The following is a 23944-nucleotide window of genomic DNA, read 5'->3' as shown; positions in this document are numbered from 1 at the left end:
CCGCGAACCATGCTTTCCAGAACGGCTCAATCTGAAATGGGGCTTTGAGATATGCGGTGAGTTTGCAGCGGGCCTGCGCTCCATTAACGTTCGTTCTGCGACATTCATTTTCAAAAAGTGGGCGAGTTTAGAGATGAACCGCGAACTTACCAAGCGGCACTTCGATGCACTCCGAAAGCTACGCGAAGAATGCGACTTCGAGGGTTCTCGCAGTAACGGGGAGTTGATATTTGTCTCTCGCAACAAGTTATCGCCCGGTATCGGTAATAAAACGCTTTCCGATCTTGAAGGTTGGAGGATGATCGAGGCTGGTATCAACAAATGGTTCGAAACTCGTGGCTATCGCATAACCGAACTAGGCCGGCGAGAGATAGAGCCCAACCCGCTGAAAAAGCCTAAACCTAAGACCACGCACAAGCTGCGATCCCTTCCTCCACGCCTGGGAAAACCAAAGGGACGGTTTGATAGATAGCCATCGGACATGTATTTGGCTCTCTGTCTGGAAGCGAGTGAACGGCAGGTTTTCCCATGTTAGAATGACCTCCGGATTAAATGGGGCGAGTATGGGCAAGATTGAGAAGAAACTTGAAGGCATGATTTCTGAGCTTCCTCGCCGGTTGGTGCGCAAGAAGCTGAAAAAGAAGCTTCGGGCAGAAGGTGTGGCGGATAAAGCCGCGATTGAAGCTTTTGTTGACCACGTCATGGGTGACAACGAGGGTAGTTTTGTTTGGGATGACGGCGAAGAAGGTCCACCACGCCAAATCAATATCTCATTCACAGAAGAAGACCAAAACGAAATCCTTGAAGCCATGGAACGTTTCACTGAAGAGCTTCCCGACGTCGTTGATACCGCTCTGCAAAAGACGGCAAAAGATGTTGCGAAGCGACTCAAGGATGACTGGGAATGGCTCAAGATCGACTACATGCATGAGCAAGCCCACTTCAAGGACCGATTAGACCAGAGATGGAAAAAGGGACTCGATCCCCTCAGGATGATGTTGGTGGCCGCGCGTGAACGGGGACAGGACTACGCGGATAGACTTGGCCGCTCAAAAGCAAAAAAAGGTATCGAAACTCGGATGGCTGTTTCAGCACTTCACATCCGTGCATGTCAAACCACGCTTGAGATACTGACCCTTATCGAGAACGGTTTGCCGGATGGTTCCTATGCGCGTTGGCGAACGCTCTACGAATTGAACGTGGTCGCTTACTTCATCCACCAAGCGGGCGATGATACGGCGAGCCGCTATTTTGCGCACGATGTCGTCAGCATGAGAACAAACATCACCAATGAGTTTCGCTTTTGTGGAGAGATCTTTGACAGGGACAAGCTGGACGAAGAAGGTCGAGAGCTTGAGGACGAATATCATGCATTGATTGCCAAATTTGGAAAACCTTTTGCGTCACCCTACGGGTGGGCCGCCGAATACCTTGGTCTCAAGAAACCCACCTTTCAAGACCTGGAAAAGGCTGTGGACTGGGGGGCGCTTCCGCCAGAATACAAAATGTCCAGCTTCAAGGTTCATGCGGGTGTCGCGGGAACCTTTCGGACGCTGAGTACTGTAGGTGGACCGGGACACATGATAGCGGGCGCGTCAAACTACGGAATGGATACGCCAGCTATTCTGACTGCGCAGTCGCTTCTTCAAATCACTGTTCTGGTGTTCAAGACGCCGCTCGATATTGAACTTGCGGCACAAATGCAGAGCCTAGCTCTTCTGAGGGACCGCGTATCAAAACACTGCAACCGAATTGCCGAAGAGATTGAATTAGAAGAACTGGCGAAACTTGGAGTCTGAAGGCAAATATGGTCCTGGTGAGAGCGGGCGGTAACGACTGTGTTTAATTTGCAATGTCTGCTTTGAAGACGCTGCATCGCAACATCACCCCACTCGGAGAAGGTCCGCTTAGGGCCGTTCCCGAGGGGGGATGCGGTCCATCAAGCAAACATGCTGCGACCGATCTGATGGCGGCAGTGAGCCCTTAGAACTAAATTTCTGCACCGCCGCCAATGTCAGCTTTCGTTGACTAGCCACGCTTTTGATTGGCCGATCTCTTCAATTAAAAAATCCATGAATACCCGAACTTTAGCGGAAACAACGTTGCTTTTAGGGTAGATCAACCACAATGCTGGTTTGTCTGTAACTTCATATTCTGGCAGCACACGTTGCAGCGAGCCGTTTGCCAGTTCTTCATGCACCAGCCAGAGAGAGTTTATGGAAATTCCAGCGCCCGCGCAGGTGGTGCGTTTTTGGGTCAGGCCATCGTTCAAAATGATGCAGTGTTTAGATTTTCTTGGATCGAAATGGGCAGTGTCCTCGTCTTGTTTGCTTAGTCCTATTGGTTCCAAATTCCTAAACGCGATCAAGCGATGTGTGTTTAATTCGGTGGGATGTTGGGGCGTTCCATATGCCTTGAGATAGTCGTGGGATGCGCAGAGTATTCGTTCGTCATCCGCTAGTTTACGCGCTGTCAGGCTGCTGTCTTCAAGAACCGAATTGCGCAAGGCAAGATCGTAGCTGCCTTCGATCAGATCAAATTGCGAATCTGAGAGGTGCAGGTCCAAGCGCAATTCCGGGTATTTTTCCATAAAGGCTGGCACCAACGGTGCGATATACAGCTGCGCAAAACTGCTAGGGGCTGCAAAACGCAGGGTTCCCCTAATCTGCGCCTGTCCTGCACCTAGTGCTGCGAGGGCGGCCTCTTCTTGCGCAATCATTTCGCGGGCGTAGGGCAGGAACTCTTGCCCTTCCAGCGACAAAGACACTTTGCGTGTGGAACGGTGTAGCAGTTCTGCACCCACATAATGTTCCAGCTTAGCAATCCGTGTACTGGCGACGGCTGGGGCAAACCCAAGAGTACGTCCAGCGGCGCTGATGTTCAGGGTTTCCGCGGCCAAAACAAATAGGCGCAGGCTTTGAATGTCCATTATTATATACCTTTTCGGAATTCTGAAGTTATTTTGGCCTGCTTTTTATAGGTTTTAGAAGTGATAAGTCATAATCAACAGCAAACGCAGGAGCATCCAATGGCCCAAACAGCGACCGTAAATTACCACGTTCACAAGCCCGAACGCCAAGCGTTTGAGCTGGATGCAGGCGGCATCGTCGGCAACCTTATCTCGCCTGAACTGGCCGCGATTGTGGTTGCGGTTTCAGATCAACGGGAGCAAAGCACTGAGGCCAGTTTTGAAGCGGATTCAGTAGGGTTTGCCGTGCGTCCAACTGCGGTTCAAAGCTTTGACGCGGACTAAGTTTGGGAAGACGTGTACACCGGAGAATTGACAGCCTTGTTGAACGATCAAGTAAGTGCGAAAGAAGTCGTGGTATTCGATCACACCGTGCGCACAGATGATCCAAACGCCGCGCGTAAGCCCGCACGAAATGTCCACAGCGACTATAGTGTCGATGGCGCTGAGCAGCGGCTGATCGATATCTTGGGCGAAGAGAAAGCCGCAGAATGGGCCAAGGGTCATTATGCGTTTATAAATGTCTGGCGTCCTGTTGGTGATACAATCAACTCCGCGCCGCTAGGATTCATTCGTCCGTCTAGCGTGGATGATGAAGACTGGATTTTGCTCGATCTGATTTACCCAGATCGCAAAGGGCAGATCATGGGATTGGCGGAAAACTCGCACCATGAATGGGTCTACATGTCAAAAATGACTCCAGACGATGTCGTTTACTTCAACATCTACGACAACCAAGGCCGGCCCTCTGTCGGGCACAGCGCTTTGGACATGGTCGAAGATCCGAACTGTCACACAATCCGCAAAAGCATCGAGAGCCGCACTTTGGTGCGCTATTAAATCAAGCCTCCTTCAAAAACGTGAAAGGGACCAGTATGTCCAAAGTTATCCTTATCACTGGCGCAACAGACGGCATCGGCCTTGTCACTGCCAAAGCCTTGACCGCAGAAGGGCACACCCTTTTGTTGCACGGGCGTAGCGCAGCCAAATTGGAGGCTGCCGCTAAAGAAGTAGGCGGCACGTGCGAAACATACTCGGCTGATCTGACGCGGATGTCCGAGGTTGTTTCCATGGCCGATAACATTCGCAGTAGTCACACACGGCTGGATGCAGTGATCAACAACGCGGGCGTTCTTAAATTGAACGACCCAAAGACGCCAGATGGATATGACGCCCGCTTCATGGTCAACACCTTTGCGCCCTACGCTTTGACGCGCGCGCTGTTGCCCATTATTCCCAAGGAAGGACGTGTTGTGAACCTGTCCTCCGCAGCCCAAGCGCCTGTTGATCTAGAGGCGTTGCAGGGCCGCAAATCGCTTGATGACATGTCCGCCTATGCGCAAAGTAAGCTGGCGATCACGATTTGGTCGGCCGAAATGGCAAAGGAACTGCCTGATGGCCCCGTTATCGTCGCTGTAAATCCAGGGTCTTTACTGGCGTCCAAAATGGTCAAAGAAGGTTTTGGCGTTGCAGGAAATGATCTGAGCATTGGCGCAGACATCCTGCGCGAAGCAGCCCTTGGCGCGTCTTTTGCAAATGCGTCGGGCCAGTATTTTGACAACGACAGCGCGCAGTTCGCACCGCCCCATTCCGCGGCTTCAAACGCAGATCATGCAGCGCAAGTGATGCGCGGCATTAAAGAAGCGGTCAAAGCGCTCAGCTAAGCCAACCTAAACGAACACTCAACCAACCCGTCAAGACATCTTGCGCGGGACCAAGAAAGGACCGCCCAAATGAAATACGAAAACTTCACAACCTTCGACGTCAAAGTAGAAGACGCTGTCGCAACTGTCACTTTTGACTTTGGAACCGTTAACGTTCAAGGCCAAGAAATGCTGGCGGATTTGAACAGCCTCGCAATGCGGCTGGAACGGGATCGCGAAACCAAAGTTGTTATCTTTCAATCAGCCAACCCCGAAATCTGGGTCTGTCACTGTGACACCGAATTGCTGAAGGATATGTCCACCGAGGCCGTATCGCGCGAAGAAGCACAGCTGCTCGATCTGCAATCCGTCTGCGAACGGCTCAGCAAAGTGCCCCAAGCCACCATTGCGAAACTTGAAGGCTTCGCGCGGGGCGGTGGGCATGAATTGGCGCTCGCGCTCGACATGCGGTTTGCTGTGCGTGGCAAATTCAAATTTATGCAAATGGAAGTAGGCATGGGTATCTTGCCCTGTGTTGGCGGTGCGTCGCGCATGGCACGTCAGACGGGTCTGGGTCGCGCATTGGAAATCATCCTTAGCGCGCGGGATTTTGATGCGGATGAAGCCGAAGCCATGGGCACCATCAACAAAGCGTTCGAGGCTGATGAGATCGACGCCTATGTGGACACGCTGGCCAAACGGATCGCAAAGTTCCCAGCGGACTCGATCAATGCTTGTAAGCAAATGGTATATGAATCCATCGACAAACCCATTGATGAAGCGCTGAAGGCAGAAGCCTATTGGCTGTACCAAGCCACCAGCAAAACGCCGGCGGTGAAACGCTTTACCATCGCGGATGAGCAGGGGCTGGAGCACGACATCGAAAACCAGCGCAACTGGAATTCCTTGGTGATGGACGTTCAGGATATCAATTAACCCTCAACAAACGCGGGCACCCCAGTCACATTTGGCGTGTCCGCATGAAATGCAAAACGAAGGATTTCGGACATTAAAAGTTCTATTTGGAAACAGCGCGAAGCGTAGATTTCGCAAGGGAACTTAACAGGAGAAAACAAAATGGCACTCGAGACATTAGATCAAGTCCGCAATGTGGAACGACCAACACGCGAAGCAATGCTAAACCGCGCCCCTTCCGTGCAGCACTTTTGGGATGAAAACAAAACTCTGTTTCAAAAGGCTTGGGCAGAATGGGAAGGCGAAGGCGCCACGCGCCCTGTTTTGGATAGCAACCTTTACGATGCAAAGTTGCGCACAGCGGTAGAAGCAGCATGGAAAGATCCATGCACAGAGGGGGCCGTTAAGGATCTTTGGAAAGAAGTCTTTCCAGGCGTTTACGAAACACAGTTCTTTGACCCAGATCAGTTGCACATTTTGCGTGGCTATATGGATGCTGCAGCCAATGCAGATATCCCGCTGCGCCCGCCATATGGCATCTCACTTAATCGAGGTGGTGCAATGCTCGACAGCCGTTCCGAAGGATACCTCGCAGCACCGAGCTTTCAATCCTTTTACCGCGACCTGATGGATGCCTATATGCGGCCAGTGTCGCGTTTGCTGTTCCCCGACATCTATGGCTATGACACGCAAACCTTTGGGTTTTCCATTCAGTGGCAAGCCGACAAAGACACGTCATTACGCGCGCATACAGATGCGTCGTCGGTGACGCTGAACCTGAATTTGAACTTACCCGGGGAGGAATTCTCTGGCTCAGGCGTTCGCTTCTTTGATCGCGTCACACGGCAAATTGCGGAGCTGAGTTTTAAACCTGGTACGGCGCTCATTCACCACGGAAGTGTCGCGCATGAATCCATGCCGATCACGAAAGGGGAACGCTCGAATCTTGTACTGTGGCTGTATGGCGATCATGGTCAGGTACCAATGCAGGGCGCGCCAGAGCTAGCGATTGGTCCCAGTGAGCGCTGGAGCGTGCCCAACAACGCCAGCGACAGTTTTGCTCCGTTTTAAAAGTAAAGAATTCTATTTTTTCCACAATCAAGCCACACGCGGGCGATGAGTATCGCCCGCGTTTTTGTAACGATTGGTGTGAGGCTGATCCAAACAAAGCTGATATGTGTTTGCGATTACTCGAATGTTGCTTTGTCCGCGATGCAGCCATCAGACATGTTCAAATTCTGTTCTCGTTAGGCAATGTCCGCTATGCGGGCTGCGCCGCAGTATTTGAGATCGTCGTGAAGGTCCGCAAAGGGCCGACCTTGCTGAAACTTCCGCATCCGAGGTGGACGATGCCTCGGAGCAGAATATGGCTGATATGAGCCCATGTTACCGAATGCTGCGCTTTGCACGAACGTCGGCTATTGAAAGAACATCAGTTCGCACCGGCAAAATAGGCCCGCTTCCAGTAGATCACTGACAGGAACAATAAGCTGGCAATGTTTGGAACCAGTATTTGTGCAAACCCAAGCAGATCACTCACGGTGAGCAAAGCAACAATACCGTTGAGAACGAACAGCCCAATATAGAAAAAGGCCCACTTCACACCCCAAGGTTTTCTGTTCCAAAGTGCGTATAAGAACACCGCTGGTCCAATGAAATCCAAAAACAAGACCACAAGTAACGCGCTAATGCCGAACACAAATGTGCCGAGTACCGGCAAACCGTTTTCCATCAGGTTTGCGAGGTTCATCGCTGATCCAATGGCCCACAACAGCATCACAACAGAAAGAACTTAGAGCGCTAGCGGAATGGGCTTCCAGCCCGTTGGCCGTGAGATATCCGTGTTCATGTGTTGCTTCCAAAAAGATCTGCGAGTTTGTCGAAGGCTTGGTTCCATCCACCATCACCGCCCGAGCCTTCTGGCACACCGACATGAACCATCGTCATAGTGGTCATACCATCGGCTTCGCTTAACTCAACGATAACTTCGGTGATATCAGGGTGCCCCGCTGGCATACCCATGCTTTGGGGTGAGATAATCGTTCCGTCTTCGTCGCACATGCTTTCAGTATAAACGAGGCGGTATGGGTTTTTGACCTCTTTGTAGACACCTGTGAACCACATCGACATCGTGCGCTCGGGCGATTTCATTTCCATGCAAACCTTGCGTATGCCGCCGACAACGACATCCATTTCAGCTGTTGGAACAGACATCCCCATAGGGCCGTACCATTGCTTGAAGAGCTCTGGGTCAGTCCACATATCCCAAACTTTTTCAATCGGCGCGTCGAATTCGCGCTGAATCTTTACCCAAGTTTGCTGATCACTCATTTTTTGTTTCCTTCATCGTTTGGAGGACTCCGGCCATCACGTCAAAGCGCGCATCCCAGATGTGGCGGTACTGATCGGTCCAATTGGCGACGACCTTTAGTGGTTGTGCATTCAGTATGCAGGGTCGGAATTGCGCATCCCGCCCCCGTGTGACTAGACCGGCATTTTCAAGAACACGTATATGTTTTGAGATGGCAGGCAGGCTCATATCGAACGGCTCTGCCAAGGTGTTCACGGTTGCTTCACCCTGTGCCAAATGCGCAAGGATCGCTCTCCGAGTCGGGTTGGCCAATGCGGCGAAGGCTGCGTCAAGTTGGTCAGATGTATTCATGGAAGCCATTAATAAACCAAACGGTTAATTAAGCAAGTGGTATAATACGGTAACCCCTTTTTCGTGGGTCTTGAACTCACTGAATTTCACAATAGCGGACGTTGCTGGACGTCATGCCAACGGCAGCAAAGTCCCGCTCTTTGGATCTTTAGAAACGCGTCGATATCACTGGTGCAGCGAATGTCCGGTTCGGGGAAGCTGCGCTGCAGCGCTTCGTCCAGCCACGAAGGTCCGCAAAGGGCCGACCTTGCTGAAACTTCCGCAATCCTAGGCGGACGATGCCTCGGAGCAGAATATGGCTGGTATGAGCCCAAAGTGCGAGATGCTGCGGCGGGCATGAACGTCAGCTATCCCGCCGCAGAAAGTTATCAGATTCGGGTCTTTGGCGCTGCTTCGCGATCTGAATCGCCTGAATTGGGTTCCCCTTTCGGCTCGATCAGCAGCACTTTAACTTCTCTGTCTGCGCGTGGCCGATGCACCACCCCCTTTGGAACAATGAACAGTTCGCCCGCCTTGATCGTGCGCGACGGCTCTCCTTCGATGTCCATCTGCATCTCACCTTCCAGCACGTAGAAAAAATCATCTGTGGTGTCGTGTTTATGAAATGGATACTCACCGATGAACTTGACCACCATGACTTCATTATCGTTGTAATCGGCAACCACATGCGGGTCCCAATGGGTTGAAAAGTGCGCCAGCTTTTCAGCAAGATTGACTGATTTCATTGATAACTTCCTTCTTGTTCTTGTTACGGATATGTTTTCGAAGCCATTAGGAGATTTCCGATCCAAAACGAACGACGATCCACTGAAGTAAGATCACATGACCTCACACCGGGTCTTGAACGATCGTGCGCGAATGATTGGGTCGTCGCTGCACCTTGGCAGACCGGTATCCAGAGGATTGAGGCCTATTTCTCTGGTGAAGCTTACGCCCCGCATCGGCATGATACTTACTCAATAGGATACACAATAAATGGCGTGCAGAGCTTCGATTATCGTGGTGCGCGTTCTGACAGTGTTGCGGGCCAAGTGATTGTTCTTCACCCTGACGAAATTCATACGGGCGAGGCCGGTACGCAAGAAGGGTTTCACTACCGGATGCTTTATGTTGAGCCATCTTTGGTGCGCGAGGCTTTAGGGCCAGAAGCGAACGCACTTCCCTTCTTGCGTGATGCCGTTCTTACAGACCCCCGTTTGATGCAGGCGATCCAAGCTGCGTTTGCTGATATGGACACATCGCTTGAGCCGGTCGCGATGGATGAGCTGGCCGTGTTGCTGGCAGATGGGCTGTTGGCAAACGACAAGTCTGCTCACCGAACAACAGGCTCGTTGATCGACCTAAAAGCGACAAACCGTGCGAGGGAATATCTCGACGGCAACCTCGCTCAAGTTGTGCATTCAGACCAACTAGAAAAAATTACTGGCTTGGACCGATTTGCGCTTGCTCGTCAGTTTAGAAAAGCGTTTGGAACAAGCCCGTATCGATATCTGACAATGCGTCGTTTGGACCAGGTCCGAGGCGACATTGCTGCTGGAACTACTTTGGTTGACGCTGCGGTGAGAGCGGGTTTCAGTGATCAATCGCATATGACACGGCGATTTAAAACGGGCTACGGAATTTCTCCCGGAGACTGGCAACGTCTGATGCATCAGACTTAAGGCTTTTCCCGTGCAGATTCCATACCCAGTCAGCATCCTTTGGAATTGAAATTCGGCGCTGGCTGCAATCTACAATCAGCGCCGAAACAAAATGCATGCTACGAGTGATTTCTAGGTTTCGTCAAAAGATGCTTCCTTCTTTCGTCTTGAGCGGCCCTTCAGCTTGATGTGGTAACGGTTGTGAGAAAGCCGATCGAGAACGGCATCTGCAATGATTGGATCGTCTATAAACGCATGCCAATCGTTGTATGGTCTCTGTCCGATGAAGATCGTCGATCGTGAATGCACACGATCTTCGACAATTGCCAAAAGGTCAGATTTGCCCTGCTGCGTCATTGGTGTGACGCCAAAGTCGTCCAGCACCAACAACTCGTATTTCTCCAGCTTGGTTTTGAACTTTAGGTAGTTGCCGTCAGCTCGCGCCAACGCCATCTCATATAGAAGGTCATCGACCTTATAATACTTGGATTTGATCGCGTTCCTGATTGCTGCCGTTGCGATGCAACATCCGATCCAGGTTTTTCCCGTACCAGTTTCACCAGATATCAGGATGTTCCATCCGCGCTTGACCCACGAGCACTGAAGGAGCTCGCGCATCTGCGCTGATTGAAAGCCTCTGTCGATCGAATAATTCAGTTCTTCAGGCACGGCATTCAGCTTCAATCGCGCGTCTTTTGTCAGGCGTTCGAGCATGTTATTGTGGCGTTTTTCCTTCTCTGATAGCATCAGAGCCCCTAAACGTTCGGTGAACGAAAGCTCGTCATGGCTGGTATCTGATTGCTGTTGTTCCAGTGCCTCGGCGAGGCCGGAAAGACGAAGCTCTCGTGCCAGTTCAAGTACTGTATGAAGCTGCATCAATTATCCCCCTCGTCCGAGTAGTATTCAGCACCTCGGATATTACCGCTCGGCATTGAAGGTGAGGGCAAATCTTCCTGGAAGCTAGTGCTCCCACGTTCGAGAATACCATAGACCGCCAGGGCATTAATCTGACCACGCTCGAGGGCTTCTGTGATTGCATTTTCTACTGCCAGCCGGCCGTAATGATGAATCTTGCTCGACAGCTTTTTAACCATGTCGCCGGCCGCTTTGACATTTCTGTGCAGGTTCAGATGCTCCTGGACGAATGTCGCGACAATCGGACCTAAGCTTTCCGAGAATCGAAGTACCGCTTCCTTACGATAAGATGTCATTGCTTTGTGATGAGCAGGTAAGTGATCTGAGCTGGTCTTTCGCCCAGACAAGTCATTTGATCGTTGATGAATGGCTATTGGAAACCCATTTGTGAAAATCTCGACCGAATTCGCAGTTGCCTTGACGTTTACCTGAGCCCCAACGAAACGAGAGGGGACACTGTATCCAACACCGTCCACAAATACATGATAGTGGAGCGGGACAGTCAGTCCGACCTGCCAGCGTCCAAATTCATATCTGGCGGTCGGTAGCGGGGCTAAACACGCGGCCTCTTGGCTTTTGAAAATTTGCCATCGGGACATGCCCGCACGTTTTGACATGGGGCGATGGTTAATTTCATCAAGCGCTTCTTTCAGCTTCTCGTTCAGATCAGTCAGCGAGTAGCAATTCAGGTAGCGCCCCTTACCGAGAAAGCTCCGCTGAACTTCCTGAACCATTTTCTCAACCATACCCTTGTCGCGCGCCGCGTAGGTTCGTGTCGGGTCTGGAAAAAGACTGTAATGGTCAAGACATGCTTGGAAATTCAGGTTGATTTTTGCTGGTTCACTCCCTCGTCGAGGTTTGTCCACCGCTGCCTTAAAGTTATCAAAAACTGCATCATCCGGCACACCGCCGAAATACTCCAACGCCGCGACGAAGGCCTCAGTGCAGTGTGGCAGAGACTGACTTGCAATCGCCATTGCGAATGTAAGCCCGCTAAATGGCAAGACTGCAATTGCAAGCTCTGCCGAAATGACCTTCCCTCCGTTGTCAACGTACGTGGGCCTCTTTCCTGAAAAATCGAACTGCAAGGAGCCACCAGGGACATGTTCGTGGCGAAATTCTGGTCCGCGCTTCTTCTTGTGCTCTCTAACTCTTTGATAGAATAGACTTTCACTCATGGGCGCCAAGTTGGGGTCGTTGAAGTTATTTACTTCATCAACATATTGACCGTGTAAGATTCTTAGAGTGACTCCAGGCTTTTTCCTATTGATCAGAACCTGATCCAAATCAGGCTCGTAGAAGCGTGATCGTACCCGTTTAGGTCCCTTGATTAACAGATCCAACTGAGCATCATCTAGCGTATCCAGCTCCTTCTTGTTCAACCCTGAGACCTGCATGTTCGCTCGATATTTGCGAATTGAATCTCGGTGCTTTCCTGTTTTCCGAGCGATTGATGTGTTTGTTTCATCGGGACACCACAAGAGGTCCACGATCCGTCTGGTCGTGCTTTTCATAAAGCTCTCCATTTAGCGATTTTCCTCAAGCACAAAAACAGGTTCGGCGAACCCGGCTTCGGCTTGACATTTTGTGTGATTTTGGAGAGGCTGCACCTAAGAGTATGGAGGTGAATTGCCTCTGAGCCTCGAATTTGCGGCCAGGCAAATTTGAGGCTTTCTCATTTTTATGGGCTCACTGTTTTTCCTCCGATTTGTAGATCCTGTTTGGGAAAAGCTCGGCGACGGTGGTATCCAGAGCTTCTGCCAGCTCTTTTTCTACCCTGACCGACCTAGCATGGCCGCCAAGTACGCCTGACACCGTGGATGGCTGAAGGTTTAACCGACGAGCGATAACTGAAAGCGAAAGACCCTTTGTGCGGAGGCGGGCCTTTATCTCTTCTTTTTTTGAAATCTTTGCGCCGTTTTCCAATTTTATCACCAACATTTGTTGGTTGAGGGTAATCGGAAATCGAACCCCAGGTCAACGTCTAAGCCATTGTTATTGTTAGGTTAAAAGTTAAAACTACCTTTGACGTTAGAGCTGTGAGCCTACCTGGTATTTATTTGAATTCATTGATCTTTAAGCAATGTCCAACTCTCAACACCCAGTCCAGTAGCGACACGGAACAAATTGTCGATCGAAATATTTTGCTCCGACCGTTCGACTGCACTCAAGTACGTGCGGTTCAAACCGGCTTCTTCGGCCAATCGTTCTTGCGACCAGCCTCGTTCCGCACGAAGCAGTCTCATATTGCGGGCGACTATGTCTCGCAGTGGGCTTTTGGGTGTTCTCTTCACACATTATTCTATTGAGGATCACCTGTTTTAGCTCTACCTGTTTTAACATACATTCGTGCTCAGTTGCTGTTGAGGAAGAGAATTATGGGATGTCAGATTTCAGAGTCGTCAGGGGTGTTAGACATGGTGTGTCGAGTGGCTAAACTGGCCTCTATGCCATTCTTGTTGGCTGCCGCACCATTGTCGGCAGTTGCGGAAGACACGCTAACCCCGATGTCGCCAGCGCTCCAAGTTACTAGCCACCCTTATATGGTGCTAGGAGTAGCCCCAGGTAACGCCAAATTAGAGGCTGCAGAAACGCTTACCGAATATTTTGATCGCAATCTGGAAGATGAAGTCGTCACTTTGAATGTGCAAAGTTCAAACGGGCGAACGTTTCGGCTCGAGTATGCACAGAGATTGGTCTCACCTTGGGTAACACCACTCGTTCGGATGGGCAGCGATCCTTATGAAGAGGTCAATGTTTCTCTTGCAACCGATGTTCTCGATGGACGCGTCCTTGGGGTCGAGCGGGTAATTGTTGCAACCGGGACTGATCGGCCTTCTGCAGGATCGGTATTCAAGCAAATCGAGGATGCCTTTGGCACCCCGTCGTTGCAGCACTTCGATAATTACGAATCTGAGATGATCTATGCCCATGCTGGGGGGATTTTAGTTCGTGACCTGAAAGCAGCCGATCCGAATCCGAGCGCTGCTGGTGTTGGGTCTTCAGATTACCTGAGTGATGGCGCCCCGTGCAAAACGGCGATTGGTCGCTCGCCAATATATAAGTTCAGATCTCCAAGAGAAGGAGATTGGATTGGGACTTGTGATCTGGTTTTTCGGATCACGGTTCAGAATAGCGTTGCCAACACGACAATCCGTTTCAGTCTGATTGACTACGCATTAACGCGGGCAAATCGAGATGAAACGGACCGGCAGATCAATGAGACGCTGCAGGAAACAGCACCAGCCAGCGAGATCAAACTGTGACAGCAAGAAGCACTGTGGAACAATCATCAATCCAATCGACGTTCGCTCCTGTATTCGCGATTAAAGCCTCCGCTTCACAGCTCACACCTGATAGCGGTCTCCTAACCTCACGCGAGAGACAACAGGCATGGGACCGCTTGCTGGTCGCTTTGCCTGCTGTCATGACGCAATGCTCTGGTTTTGGTAGCCATCCTGACGACCAAAGATATCCTGGACCAAAACTTATTTGGGATTTCCTAAATGGGCGCCTGCTGAAAATCAGCGTCAACAAGCGTGGCGGATATGATCTGGCGGTTGAAACGGAAAATTTATGTAGGACCGAGACACAGCTCCCATTGGAGCTGCTCCTGTTGAAGTTGCTCGCGTTGGATTACACGCCGGAGGAATTTCGAAGGCTTATGGGCTGACTGAACTAAAAGACAAGATCATGACAATTTGGTATACAGCCGACACCCACTTCGGCCATGAAAACATCATACGTTTTTGCAAGCGCCCATTCAAATCCGTCTCACGGATGGATGCGGCTTTGTTAGAAAATATGTGGAAAGTCGTTGGTTCGGAAGATCAACTGTGGGTTTTGGGTGATTTCGCCTTTGGGTCCAAAGCCAAAGACAGTGCTTATCTTGAACAGGTTTTCAACCAACTTCCGGGTTCAGAACGACATCTCGTGATTGGAAACCATGATCTTGCCCCAACGCTTGAGCTCCCCTGGGACTCCATCTCTCACTTCGCTGAATTGCGTGATGGCCCACAGAACCAGCTGAATACACTATGTCATTACCCAATGGTCACTTGGAATCATGCTCGCAAAGGGGCTTTGCAATTCTTTGGCCACGTCCACAACAATTGGCAGGGCACACGGAACTCGGTGAATGTCGGTGTCGATGTCTGGAATTTCTCGCCAGTCACCTACAGAGACATCGTTCAGCGTGCAAGAAAACTACCCGAGAATAAACACTGGATAAATGTGGAACGGCGATCAGCGATCAGCTAGCTGATAAGTTGAAGGCTGTTTTATCCTGCACTACGAGCGCACGGATGGGAGAGCGCGAGCTTATTCCAAATTAGGACGATCAGTGCTGTGGCAATGCACTGCGCAACCGCGAAAGCGATCATTGCGCTCAGAAGGCCAAGCCTGTCCGCCAAAATTCCGCTGGCGATGACCGGCAGTGAAAACCCGAAGTAGGCATAGACAAACAGACCTGCCGTCGCACGCGCGCGGTCATTCGCCGCGCGGAGCGAAACTTCCGCAAGCGAGGCGAGGTAGGTAAATCCGTAGCTGGCGGCACTCGTGATACAGGTTCCCGAGAGAACGAGGAACAATAACTTTAACCAGACTCCGGCCAGTAGAACGAGGAACCCCAGCGGGATCAGGACAAACCCAAGCGCCAAAGCCTGTTCGTTGGTCATACAACGCGCAATCGGCTGACATAGAAAACCCACGAAGATTGCAAGAAAAATAACCAGCCCGGTCCAGCCGCCTAGGTTATTCGCAGCCAGTTCCAGCGGCACAACAGCAATGGTCATGCCAGTGGTGGACCATGCTAAGGCCATTGCTGCGCCGAACACCCATGTGCCTGTCGGAAACACCGGGAGGCGCAGCAGAGAGACAGTACGGGGCGTATCCATGCGCGGTAGAGCCAGAGCGATCATCGCAAGGGCGGGCGCAATGACAAACAAGACGATGTAACTGACAGGCAGCAATGTTGGGCCTTGGAAGCCTAGGCTTATCCCTGTCGCTAATGCTCCGCCGCCGAATCCGAGAGATGTGGCTGAGGTCACGATCAAAGCAGCAGTTTTCGCCCGATCCGCGCCAAGGATTTCGGTCATGTAGGCAGTTCCGGCGGTCGTCGCGAGACCGGTTCCAACCCCGAGCATAAATCGGGCGATCACGAGGCTGGTCCAACTAGGCAACTGCACGAGGAGGGCTGTCGCTGCGGTTCCGAGGATCAAAGCGAGGGCAATGGGAACCCGTCTGCCGATCCGGTCGGACAACCCACCCAGCAGCAACAAGGTTGGCATCAGTCCGCCAACATAGGCGGCGAAAGCAATGGTTACTGCTGTTGCCCCAACATCGCTTTCCGCTGCATAGGCATCATAGAGCGGAGCCTGTAAGTTCACGGCAAAGGTGACGGTGAACAGACCGAGTGCAAGTAACGTAACTGGGATCAGTTTAGGCATCGGTTGACCTCGAAGATTGACATGGGATCGGAATGCCACGACAACTGAGATATGACAATTTTTCTATTGTACTAGGTACAGTTCATTGAAGAAAAAACCCCGATACCTGCGCCTTGCGAACACGCTGTCCACCGCGATCCGTGAGGGAAAGCTGGCACCGGGAACAAAGTTGCCGACACATCGCGCTTTTGCCGAGCAGTGCAATGTGGCTCTGGCGACGGCAACGCGGGTTTACAAAGAGCTTGAGCGGCGTGCCGAGGTCGTTGGTGAGGCAGGACGTGGCACATTTGTGCGTGATCTTGGTCTGCCGCCGACGCTTGGCGTTCATCAAACCGATGCCGAAGGCTTAATCGATCTTGTGTTCAATATGCCTGGTAACATGGGTGATACTGAAATGCTTAGGACCGGTTTGCGGCGGCTTTCATCCGCTGGCGATCTCGAAGCCATGTTGCGTTACCAGCCACATGGCGGGCGCACGCACGAACGCCGGATCATTGCCGAAAGCCTCAAACCCACTCTTGGTTCAGTTCCTCCTGAAAATCTGCTGATAACCTCAGGCGGTCAGCATGGCCTCGCGATCATCGCTTTCGGTGTGCTCCAAAGAGGTGAGGCCGTCGCCGCTGACACTTTGACCTACCCCGGTTTCAAATCAATCGCGGCACTCCAGGGATTGGATGTCGTTCCGGTGGAAGGAACGGATGGGGTCATGGACCCGGATGCGCTGGACAGGCGATGCCGTACGCGCAAACTGCGGGCGGTTTATCTCATACCAACTGTGCACAATCCGCTGGGGTCGGTCATGGACGTGACCACACGGCAGCGCATTGTCGAAATTGCACAGGCACACGATCTTCTCATCATCGAGGATGGGGCCTACGCGTTTCTGGAAAGTGATCCGCCGCCGAGCTTCGTCGCTCTCGCGCCGGAACGAACCATCCATGTCGGCGGGTATTCCAAGAGCATCGCGACGGGGCTGCGTCTTGGCTACCTCGTGACTCCGTCGCGGCACATTCCCTGCTTCCTAGAGGCAATCAGGGCAACGACTTGGAATGCCCCGGCATTGATTTCCGGACTTGTTACGAATTGGATTGAAGATGGAACATTGGCTAAATCCGAAGACGACCGCAAACGAGACGGCGCAGAGCGTCAGGCCATCTGCCGAGCGTCTTTACCCAACTTATCGCTCAGTGGACACCCCAACGCCGGTTTTTCTTGGGTCTGGCTTGGAAACGGAATGCGCGCCGAGCCGGTTGTCGCTGCATTGAAAGGGCAAGGGATTTCGGCATCCGGTGCAGAGCCTTTCGCGACTACAACCGCCATCCCGCAAGCGTTGCGTCTTGCTTTTGGTGGAATTCCGAAGGCAGATTTATCAGGAGTCCTGGGGAAGGTCCGCCATGCGGTGGAGAAATTTGCGCGATAGTATTAGATGCTTCTACATATCCGTTGCTTTCGCGGGGCCAATGATCAGGGTTGGGCACAAAAACCTACTTTGATAAACGTTCGCCAAGTCTGAACTTTAGTTCCCTATCGCCAATGTAGATTGGCAAGCAATCGACTGTAGTTTTCCAAAGCCTCAGAAATGAAGTCCTCGCTACCACCACCGAACCCACCGTCGGCCAACCTCTTTCGAAAATCTGTTTCCACTATCCGCGGGAGAACTCGTTCCTGATAGTCGTAGCTCCAACCTGCGCGCCCGACCGGTGCCCAAATGTAGTTGCGCCCATGCTCTGAGTTTGCCTTAACATTTTGCAATTGTTCGAGGCCCGCTGCTTCAAGATATCTGATAGCGGTTAGAGCTTCGTTCAAGAGCGTCAAGTCAGCCAGCGGTACGCGAGGCGGCAGAAAGGCCGCTCCCCAGCTAACAAAGATCTCATCGGCTAGATGGTCGTTTAGAGGAGTGTACCGCCGGTCCATGCCCGGCAGCTTTTGCCAAAGTTCCTTCTTGGAACCTTCCCAAGTGGATGGTCCAGCAACATCCAAAAGTCGCTCTGAGCGGCCGCGTTTATTCTGAACTTCGAGACCCATGAATTCATGAAGTTCCGACCACTTTTCAGCGTATTGCAAGCCCAAAGTGCAGGCGTGATAAGCTAGAACCGCCGGATACTGACGCAACTCGATGTAAATGACTCTACCGCCCTGATTGTCGTTAGCGTAATTCAAAATTCCGCGAATTGCATCTACCACCACACTTATTTGCGAACGATCCCCCCACCTGCCGATTAGCCCACATACTTTGGTCAAGCCTTCCGACACCCCTTCGCTGAGCAAAATACGTCGAAGAATGTCGTCATCACCGACCGGTCCGTGCAGAGCCATATCGTCTTGATCGTGGCGCGAGATAACTCGCTCGACCTCCTCGGCCACCAAATCAGCCAGTTGTATGCGATACTCTGGTTTTGAGAGATACCGCTTGGCTCGACTCACTAACATGTCGACACCAACTGGGTTCCGTCGCTGCGACTGAGCTAGCGTCTCCACTTGTTCGACAAGTGTACCAAAGAATGCGTCTGCATCCGAGATTGACACCGTCACGCCTTTACGGGCGCTACACAGCTCTGCTCCATGCCCCCTGAGATCGCCTCTGGAAGCCCAAAACATCGGGTAGCGCCGATTTGGCGCGCGCTCAATCGCAGCCCTCAGAGCATGGTCCCATTCGCCAGACCAACCGCACACAATCAAACCATGTTCGTCGAAAATGCGATCAAGCACTGCATTGTAAGTGCCGGGATAGGTGTCCAATTCCTCATCTGTGTTTAGAATCCGAGCATCTTTATAGTCCCCATGCAATTTCAGAATGTAGCAAGTGCTGTGCGTGATAGGTTCCGCACCTTGCAGGCTGTCCGGCGACGTAATGACGGTTGGTTCTATGCCGACCTCTCGCAACGCGTTTTCCATCAACCGATCGAAATTGGTTGTAACGATTATGCGGATGTAGCCTTGTTGAACCAAACGCGCGATTGCCCTATGCCCTAACGTGGGAATCTTCCGACCTTCTTCGCGATCTTCCTCGTTTGGTTCGATATAGCTATGAAGTATGGCGCGCCGTTCCGCCGGGGTGGATGCAAGCTGTGCCAGTAGTTCTGAGTAGTTTGGCTCCTTGCCCTCTGCTTCAGCATACCATTTGGCCCAGTCGTCTTGTTCTTCGACGCCTTGCGCAGTTGCAACGCGCCGCACAAGGTCTGTTGTGATTTCCCAGCCAGTCGGAATTTCCGCTGCCCTAGATAGACCAGACCCCAACAACAATGCGAACACGCCTCGATTTTCGTGCACGGCAAAGGCCAATTGTGTGGCTGGATCACCGAAGCCATTCATCACTTCACTCCATACTGTCTTTTGTCAGGAGGCGTGCCGTTTCTAGATAACAACCAATCCGAAATTGAATCATGCAATAGCCAAGGCGAAGGAGCGCTGCATGTGATCTCAGAGTCTCCATGCGCGGTGAAATGGCACCATTCCTCCTCATCTGAGTTCCACTCGCCGAAAACTTCCCCATCAACAAGCAATACGTCACCCTTGAATGCTCTGTTGTGGTAGCCGGTCATTACAATTCCGTGGCGGACCATGCCACCTGTTTCTACTAGGTCGCAGATGGCCTGGAACTGGGCGCGTACAGATGCGAGATTAGCACCAAATATTTGACCAACCTCAAAGGTGCGGTATTTCAATGTGCCGACGAATTGGGTGCCAATCTCGTCGAAAGCAGTCGTGCAAGACATGTCGTCAAATTCTTCGATAGTTTTCTGCATGTTGCTGGGCCCCTAGTTCTCTTTCTTTGCTGGCTTGGACACGTCTAACACCACTAGCTTGGTGGCTGCAGAAAGGTCGCGTGGAAGATTTCGCCAAAGCGCTTTCAGCATTTCCGATGCCGACTTCGGTCTCATGCCGACTGTTGGCTTGGGAATCGTCTTGCCTTTCACCTGTCCATGCCAAATGACCAAATACACTCCAGTGCCATCGGTTCGATAGTTTTCTGAGTAGACTTCCAGTTGATCGCAGGCGGCATTCCACAACTCCGAATGCCACTGCCTTTTAATCTCCACCGGGAGGTCGAATTCGTCGCAAGAGAGAAGTAGATCAACTCTTGTTTCGTTTGCCATAGCCCCTTCTTTGTGAACTCGTATTCCATACGCACTCATTTGCTGCTCCAAGCCGTCTAGTAGCCTGTCTCTGCAATAGTTTTCGACATGAGGTTTGTCTGCTTCCCAGTACGTCACATAGGTGTCCGTTTGCCCAGTTCGTATGCGGGCTTGATACCGTTCAAACTCGCCCAAGAACAAAGCCTGAAGGTCAGAGACGTTGGTCGGTTTTCCAGATAACAAGACCCTACGTACATCTTCCAAAGTTGCGGATGCGTGGCGCGCTTCTGCAAAAGCACGCTTTGCGTTAGCAAGCGCGTGAAGCACATCGTCTTGATATCCGCCCATCCGACCAGATTCAGCAAGACGCTCGAGTTGTTCTATTGCTTGCTTACTTTTCTCTGCGCCCAGATTTATGATCAGATTTCGTAGCCATTCAGTAGCGTCCCATGGGTTGTTTGAGCCGGACCAGCCGCCCGACGGTGGACTTGCAACAGGCAATTTCGGAGCAAATTTCTCTATCAAGAAAGAAGTTTGGTCAGCGCTTAGAACAAGCCTTAGAACTTCTTCAGTCCGTCGATCAGAGATAATCGCCCTGAATGACCAAAAGTGTTCTTCGGTCTCCTCCGCAAATGCATCAATGGAGTCAAAAAAACGATCAAAATCAAGCACGAATGCAGCCGCATGCCAAGCGCACTTATGCTCTTCACTTGCCCAATCCCCTTCCTTTAAGCGACTATCTATCAACTCCGCAAGCTTATCGGAGTTGCTATATCGAACAGCAGCCTTCAACAGACTCCAAACAGCATTTCCCGACGCCGTTTCGAAAGAAGTGAGCCATTCAATTGCGAGGTCGGGGAGTATGTCTGAGAAGGTTTCTTCCGAGCTCACGCGATAGAGTCCGGACACATGCTCTTCTCCAATTTCCAAACTTGGTTCCAGCGTGTCTTTAACAAACTCAAGTTTGGTCTGCCTGTCTGTGAATAGGATTTCTTCGAGTTTTGGCTGGAGGTGTTCGGTTGCATTGCCAGAAATATGCAGACCCCACTGACAAGCAGAAAGCGCACTTAGCAACGCCCTTTTGGGCAACGTGTCCAGAGATCGGCCTGCGTGAAGCGCCTCAACGCAGAGAGCCTGACATACCGTTTCAAGGTGATAGACCTTGTTTTCCTTGATCCTCAGGTCAGCGCTTCTCCTGGCGCTTGGAATATCGTCGCGTCTCCCTGCGGCTTCAAAACCATCAAGTGCGGATGACAGATTGTCTGATCCAACCATTTCCGCAATGCGTGATCTTGGGGAGTCGGAGGCCTTAAACTCATAAAAGTGTCCTAGTGATGCGCGTGCCGCTTGGTACAACGCACCCAAGTTTTTCCCTTGTGCCATTTCTTCGCGAACATCGGAAAAGCTGACATGTCTCGCTCGAGCCTTGGCGCGTTTTTCTTGTTCTTCTTTCCGTACTCGAGCCTGATGCTCGTTCTCATAGTTGCGCATCGGAGGACGTAAAAGTTCATCCAATACAGGTTGGAGTTCGGGGGTGGCTTTCGCGTGTTTTTCCGCCAGTTCTAGGGCGCTACCGTCGAAGTCGCGATGAGATTGAGCCCATCTTACAAGGCTCTTCCATCTTTCTAGCCAATCAGGTGGTCTATCATTCGCGGCAATCAGCGTGCTGAGATGGTAGATGACATCGGTCTCGCGCATATGTAGGCCCGATGAGATATCCGATAACCGGAAAAACGTCATCCAGCCATGCTGGTCGTCTTCGGCTTCCGCAAGAGCCAAAGACTGAATTTTTCGACGCACTTCGTCATGCGCCCCAAACCACGGCTGAGCGACCTTTTCCCATTCAGACTTTCGGTAAGAATCGCCACTGAGCCGAGAGATCAGTGGCCATAATTCTTCCGCTGTCGGCTCGGTCTCACGGGACAAGATTCGTGGAAGAAGTTCAAGTAGCCACTCTTCACGTCCCTTATGGACGCCTCGCCTTCTTTCGTCGCGCTCTTGAGAGATATCCTCTGCGATTGAACGGGCTATCTCTTCAATTTGCTGATCGGAACACTCCCTTGGTATCCTAAATCCTATACCAGATATGTGAAACTCATCGTCACTCGATGTTGCGCGTTCATAAGCTTTAATATGTTCGGCGATCTCCGCACCGGAAAACGTTTTCAGATTATGGGAGATCACATCGTCGATGGAAATTCTAAGGCTTTGCGCAGTTCCGCTGGACAACAAATCGTTTGCCAGTTCGTGCCAATCTATGGGCTTTGAGCTACTGGCCAAAGCGCCCACTGCTGAGTGTCTTTCTCTAGGAGTGACATCTTCGTTTAAAATGATTTCCTTCAGATCGTCAGTCACTGCATTGGCTAACTCCGTCCCCTGAATGGAATCCATCAACGTGCACTTCAGTTGAAGCGAGACGTTGCTATCGGAAACCAGTCTTACAAAACTGTCCTGAATCGAGACACGCCCGAGACTGCGACCAAAGCTTGTGTGCCAGTCTTGGCTGCGAAAATATGGATCCGTCTCTGATAGATCCGTTAAGCTCTTGAGAAGTTCTCTAACTTCCATATCGGAAAAGCTGGAAAGGTCACCGTATCGCAAGCATCCGTACGGATCGTTGGCAATATTCTGTATCCTTGTAATTTCGTCAAAGGAAGTAACCCAAGCATGTAAGCCCCGGAGCGCCGGGGGAATCTCACCTGTTCCAAATGTGAGGTAGTTCATAACGCGCGTTTGAGATAACTTGCGCGGGCTCATCTTAAATTGGGAAGCCAACCACCGGCCAGCCAGAAATTCAGCGATAGTCCTGTGAACAGGTTCGACGTTTTCTCGTTCGGCAGTCTTGAAAAGCTTGGTTTTGCAGGATGCGCTTACAGAGCTCTCAGTGTATTCAGCGCTAGCTAGTTCAGCCGGTCGTGGGAAGGTTTTTGAGGTCTTACCTCCCAAAGCGACTCCGCGTCCGCCGGACATTAGGATTTGAGTACACACCCAACCCGCCGTCGAAATAACTTCGTCAGGTGTTGGGCGGCTCACATCTTTCGCTTGGTGAACTTCATTTTCTTCTGCAGCCATAACCTCGCAGGCAGAAAGAAACAGTTCGGTCTTAGTCTTTGGCCAACCGCCGGCTTGCACCGCTTGTGAAAGCATCCTTAGTGTTTGCGGGTTTCTTACAAGATCTGAAGCTTCGTTTACCTTTGCATTTTTCAAGAATTGCTCAGCATTCCCCTCGAACTCGAATGCACGAAGAAGAGCTACTACTTCCTTGTCGTCGAGGTCACCCATATTGGCAACCTTCGCCGGAAACCGGAATGCCGTTTCGATACGCGGATTGAACAAGGAGGATCGCCATTCATAGGCGCGGCAACTTATTAGCCAATTTTTGTAACCGAGGCTGGAAACCTCACTGATTATCTTCATGAAGGCCTTGGGGATTTCCTCGGATACAACCTCATCCAGCCCATCAATGATCAATATCTGGTCATCGAAATCGGGTGCCAGCTTGAATAACCCACAGGCCAAATCCTCAGCATGGGTAAACTTGCCATTCAGAATTGAAGCGATCTCTTCGCAAGCTGCTGTTTTTCCGCCTCCTGGTGCGCCCAGCAGAACTTTTGGAAATGGCAATTGTGCGAATTCCAGATCGCCCATTGATGAGTATGAATTCTCATCATTTGCGAC

Annotated in this window: 24 protein-coding genes; 11 read left to right on the top strand and 13 right to left on the bottom strand. The window is 51.4% G+C overall.

Going from position 1 to position 23944, the window contains the following annotated elements; translation table 11 throughout:
- The first annotated feature begins 563 nt into the window (after nt 1-563).
- Entirely contained in the window at nt 564-1799 is a 1236-nt protein-coding gene (locus Q0746_RS06035) for a DUF5677 domain-containing protein (protein ID WP_298258278.1), read from the top strand.
- A 215-nt stretch (nt 1800-2014) separates the two neighbouring features.
- Here the strand turns inward: Q0746_RS06035 and Q0746_RS06030 are convergent, their stop codons facing one another.
- A complete protein-coding gene (locus tag Q0746_RS06030) occupies nt 2015-2929 on the bottom strand; it encodes a LysR family transcriptional regulator (RefSeq protein WP_298258276.1) in 915 nt (304 codons plus the stop codon).
- A 99-nt stretch (nt 2930-3028) separates the two neighbouring features.
- Between Q0746_RS06030 and Q0746_RS06025 the strand changes: the two genes are divergently transcribed.
- The 5 genes from Q0746_RS06025 to Q0746_RS06005 all read left to right on the top strand — a co-directional run bounded on the left by Q0746_RS06025 (nt 3029) and on the right by Q0746_RS06005 (nt 6597).
- Nucleotides 3029-3253, top strand: coding sequence for a hypothetical protein (locus tag Q0746_RS06025; RefSeq protein WP_298258274.1), 225 nt, complete (start codon nt 3029-3031; stop codon nt 3251-3253).
- A gap of 12 nt (nt 3254-3265) precedes the next feature.
- A complete protein-coding gene (locus tag Q0746_RS06020; RefSeq protein WP_298258272.1) occupies nt 3266-3808 on the top strand; it encodes a CmcJ/NvfI family oxidoreductase in 543 nt (180 codons plus the stop codon).
- A 35-nt stretch (nt 3809-3843) separates the two neighbouring features.
- Nucleotides 3844-4632, top strand: coding sequence for an SDR family NAD(P)-dependent oxidoreductase (locus Q0746_RS06015; RefSeq protein ID WP_298258270.1), 789 nt, complete (start codon nt 3844-3846; stop codon nt 4630-4632).
- Nucleotides 4633-4701: 69 nt separating this feature from the next.
- The gene (locus tag Q0746_RS06010; RefSeq protein WP_298258268.1) at nt 4702-5547 is read left to right on the top strand and encodes an enoyl-CoA hydratase/isomerase family protein; all 846 of its coding nucleotides are present in this window, start codon (nt 4702-4704) and stop codon (nt 5545-5547) included.
- A 141-nt stretch (nt 5548-5688) separates the two neighbouring features.
- Nucleotides 5689-6597, top strand: coding sequence for a 2OG-Fe(II) oxygenase (locus tag Q0746_RS06005; protein ID WP_298258266.1), 909 nt, complete (start codon nt 5689-5691; stop codon nt 6595-6597).
- 361 nt (nt 6598-6958) lie between these two features.
- On the opposite strand, the gene Q0746_RS06000 is transcribed toward Q0746_RS06005, so the two are convergent.
- From Q0746_RS06000 to Q0746_RS05985, 4 genes are all read right to left on the bottom strand, one after another.
- The gene (locus Q0746_RS06000; protein ID WP_298258264.1) at nt 6959-7276 is read right to left on the bottom strand and encodes a hypothetical protein; all 318 of its coding nucleotides are present in this window, start codon (nt 7274-7276) and stop codon (nt 6959-6961) included.
- Nucleotides 7277-7371: 95 nt separating this feature from the next.
- Nucleotides 7372-7857 (bottom strand): SRPBCC domain-containing protein, encoded by a 486-nt coding sequence (locus Q0746_RS05995; protein ID WP_298258262.1) that lies wholly within the window; start codon nt 7855-7857, stop codon nt 7372-7374.
- The gene (locus Q0746_RS05990) at nt 7850-8188 is read right to left on the bottom strand and encodes a metalloregulator ArsR/SmtB family transcription factor (protein ID WP_298258260.1); all 339 of its coding nucleotides are present in this window, start codon (nt 8186-8188) and stop codon (nt 7850-7852) included. The genes Q0746_RS05995 and Q0746_RS05990 overlap by 8 nt, the downstream gene beginning before the upstream one ends.
- 368 nt (nt 8189-8556) lie before the next feature.
- Entirely contained in the window at nt 8557-8913 is a 357-nt protein-coding gene (locus Q0746_RS05985) for a cupin domain-containing protein (RefSeq protein ID WP_298258258.1), read from the bottom strand.
- Nucleotides 8914-9081: 168 nt separating this feature from the next.
- On the opposite strand from Q0746_RS05985, the gene Q0746_RS05980 reads away from it, so the two are divergent.
- Entirely contained in the window at nt 9082-9849 is a 768-nt protein-coding gene (locus Q0746_RS05980; RefSeq protein ID WP_298259684.1) for an AraC family transcriptional regulator, read from the top strand.
- Nucleotides 9850-9960: 111 nt separating this feature from the next.
- On the opposite strand, the gene istB is transcribed toward Q0746_RS05980, so the two are convergent.
- The 4 genes from istB to Q0746_RS05960 all read right to left on the bottom strand — a co-directional run bounded on the left by istB (nt 9961) and on the right by Q0746_RS05960 (nt 12989).
- Entirely contained in the window at nt 9961-10704 is a 744-nt protein-coding gene (istB, locus tag Q0746_RS05975; protein WP_298258256.1) for an IS21-like element helper ATPase IstB, read from the bottom strand.
- Nucleotides 10704-12257, bottom strand: a complete 1554-nt coding sequence (istA, locus tag Q0746_RS05970; RefSeq protein ID WP_298258254.1) for an IS21 family transposase — start codon at nt 12255-12257, stop codon at nt 10704-10706. Before istA ends, istB begins: the two co-directional genes overlap by 1 nt.
- Before the next feature lie 175 nt (nt 12258-12432).
- Complete coding sequence (locus Q0746_RS05965) at nt 12433-12669, bottom strand: helix-turn-helix domain-containing protein (protein ID WP_298258252.1); 237 nt, start codon at nt 12667-12669, stop codon at nt 12433-12435.
- Between the two features lie 140 nt (nt 12670-12809).
- Nucleotides 12810-12989 (bottom strand): helix-turn-helix transcriptional regulator, encoded by a 180-nt coding sequence (locus Q0746_RS05960; protein ID WP_247742969.1) that lies wholly within the window; start codon nt 12987-12989, stop codon nt 12810-12812.
- 183 nt (nt 12990-13172) lie between these two features.
- On the opposite strand from Q0746_RS05960, the gene Q0746_RS05955 reads away from it, so the two are divergent.
- From Q0746_RS05955 to Q0746_RS05945, 3 genes are read left to right on the top strand one after another with little or no spacing between them, the layout of a single operon-like run.
- Nucleotides 13173-14009, top strand: a complete 837-nt coding sequence (locus tag Q0746_RS05955) for a hypothetical protein (RefSeq protein ID WP_298258249.1) — start codon at nt 13173-13175, stop codon at nt 14007-14009.
- 14 nt (nt 14010-14023) lie between these two features.
- On the top strand, nt 14024-14416 hold the full coding sequence (locus Q0746_RS05950; RefSeq protein WP_298258247.1) for a hypothetical protein: 393 nt from the start codon (nt 14024-14026) through the stop codon (nt 14414-14416).
- Nucleotides 14417-14436: 20 nt separating this feature from the next.
- Nucleotides 14437-15003 (top strand): metallophosphoesterase, encoded by a 567-nt coding sequence (locus Q0746_RS05945; protein WP_298258245.1) that lies wholly within the window; start codon nt 14437-14439, stop codon nt 15001-15003.
- Nucleotides 15004-15023: 20 nt separating this feature from the next.
- On the opposite strand, the gene Q0746_RS05940 is transcribed toward Q0746_RS05945, so the two are convergent.
- Nucleotides 15024-16190: an MFS transporter gene (locus tag Q0746_RS05940; protein ID WP_298258244.1), complete on the bottom strand. Its 1167-nt coding sequence runs from the start codon at nt 16188-16190 to the stop codon at nt 15024-15026.
- An 85-nt stretch (nt 16191-16275) separates the two neighbouring features.
- On the opposite strand from Q0746_RS05940, the gene Q0746_RS05935 reads away from it, so the two are divergent.
- On the top strand, nt 16276-17610 hold the full coding sequence (locus Q0746_RS05935) for a PLP-dependent aminotransferase family protein (protein WP_298258242.1): 1335 nt from the start codon (nt 16276-16278) through the stop codon (nt 17608-17610).
- A 104-nt stretch (nt 17611-17714) separates the two neighbouring features.
- Here the strand turns inward: Q0746_RS05935 and Q0746_RS05930 are convergent, their stop codons facing one another.
- Genes Q0746_RS05930 through Q0746_RS05920 form a run of 3 tightly spaced genes read right to left on the bottom strand, consistent with a single transcriptional unit; the run spans nt 17715 to nt 23914 of the window.
- On the bottom strand, nt 17715-19502 hold the full coding sequence (locus Q0746_RS05930; RefSeq protein ID WP_298258240.1) for an SIR2 family protein: 1788 nt from the start codon (nt 19500-19502) through the stop codon (nt 17715-17717).
- Nucleotides 19502-19936 carry a hypothetical protein gene (locus tag Q0746_RS05925; protein WP_298258239.1) on the bottom strand — a complete coding sequence of 145 codons (435 nt, stop codon included), beginning with the start codon at nt 19934-19936 and terminating at the stop codon, nt 19502-19504. Before Q0746_RS05925 ends, Q0746_RS05930 begins: the two co-directional genes overlap by 1 nt.
- 12 nt (nt 19937-19948) lie before the next feature.
- Nucleotides 19949-23914, bottom strand: coding sequence for a hypothetical protein (locus Q0746_RS05920; protein ID WP_298258237.1), 3966 nt, complete (start codon nt 23912-23914; stop codon nt 19949-19951).
- Nucleotides 23915-23944 lie beyond the last annotated feature (30 nt).

The organism is uncultured Litoreibacter sp. (assembly GCF_947487515.1).
Lineage (GTDB): Bacteria > Pseudomonadota > Alphaproteobacteria > Rhodobacterales > Rhodobacteraceae > Litoreibacter.
Note: the sequence above shows the minus strand (reverse complement) of the source record. Positions and strands in the feature narration are given on the sequence as shown.

Excerpts from the sequence above, each read along its gene's own strand:
- Q0746_RS06035 (WP_298258278.1), top strand. The coding sequence starts at position 564 with ATGGGCAAGATTGAGAAGAAACTTGAAGGCATGATTTCTGAGCTTCCT.
- Q0746_RS06030 (WP_298258276.1), bottom strand. The coding sequence starts at position 2,929 with ATGGACATTCAAAGCCTGCGCCTATTTGTTTTGGCCGCGGAAACCCTG.
- Q0746_RS06025 (WP_298258274.1), top strand. The coding sequence starts at position 3,029 with ATGGCCCAAACAGCGACCGTAAATTACCACGTTCACAAGCCCGAACGC.
- Q0746_RS06015 (WP_298258270.1), top strand. The coding sequence starts at position 3,844 with ATGTCCAAAGTTATCCTTATCACTGGCGCAACAGACGGCATCGGCCTT.
- Q0746_RS06010 (WP_298258268.1), top strand. The coding sequence starts at position 4,702 with ATGAAATACGAAAACTTCACAACCTTCGACGTCAAAGTAGAAGACGCT.
- Q0746_RS06005 (WP_298258266.1), top strand. The coding sequence starts at position 5,689 with ATGGCACTCGAGACATTAGATCAAGTCCGCAATGTGGAACGACCAACA.
- Q0746_RS06000 (WP_298258264.1), bottom strand. The coding sequence starts at position 7,276 with ATGAACCTCGCAAACCTGATGGAAAACGGTTTGCCGGTACTCGGCACA.
- Q0746_RS05995 (WP_298258262.1), bottom strand. The coding sequence starts at position 7,857 with ATGAGTGATCAGCAAACTTGGGTAAAGATTCAGCGCGAATTCGACGCG.
- Q0746_RS05990 (WP_298258260.1), bottom strand. The coding sequence starts at position 8,188 with ATGAATACATCTGACCAACTTGACGCAGCCTTCGCCGCATTGGCCAAC.
- Q0746_RS05985 (WP_298258258.1), bottom strand. The coding sequence starts at position 8,913 with ATGAAATCAGTCAATCTTGCTGAAAAGCTGGCGCACTTTTCAACCCAT.
- istB (WP_298258256.1), bottom strand. The coding sequence starts at position 10,704 with ATGCAGCTTCATACAGTACTTGAACTGGCACGAGAGCTTCGTCTTTCC.
- istA (WP_298258254.1), bottom strand. The coding sequence starts at position 12,257 with ATGAAAAGCACGACCAGACGGATCGTGGACCTCTTGTGGTGTCCCGAT.
- Q0746_RS05960 (WP_247742969.1), bottom strand. The coding sequence starts at position 12,989 with ATGAGACTGCTTCGTGCGGAACGAGGCTGGTCGCAAGAACGATTGGCC.
- Q0746_RS05945 (WP_298258245.1), top strand. The coding sequence starts at position 14,437 with ATGACAATTTGGTATACAGCCGACACCCACTTCGGCCATGAAAACATC.
- Q0746_RS05940 (WP_298258244.1), bottom strand. The coding sequence starts at position 16,190 with ATGCCTAAACTGATCCCAGTTACGTTACTTGCACTCGGTCTGTTCACC.
- Q0746_RS05930 (WP_298258240.1), bottom strand. The coding sequence starts at position 19,502 with ATGAATGGCTTCGGTGATCCAGCCACACAATTGGCCTTTGCCGTGCAC.
- Q0746_RS05925 (WP_298258239.1), bottom strand. The coding sequence starts at position 19,936 with ATGCAGAAAACTATCGAAGAATTTGACGACATGTCTTGCACGACTGCT.
- Q0746_RS05920 (WP_298258237.1), bottom strand. The coding sequence starts at position 23,914 with ATGGGCGATCTGGAATTCGCACAATTGCCATTTCCAAAAGTTCTGCTG.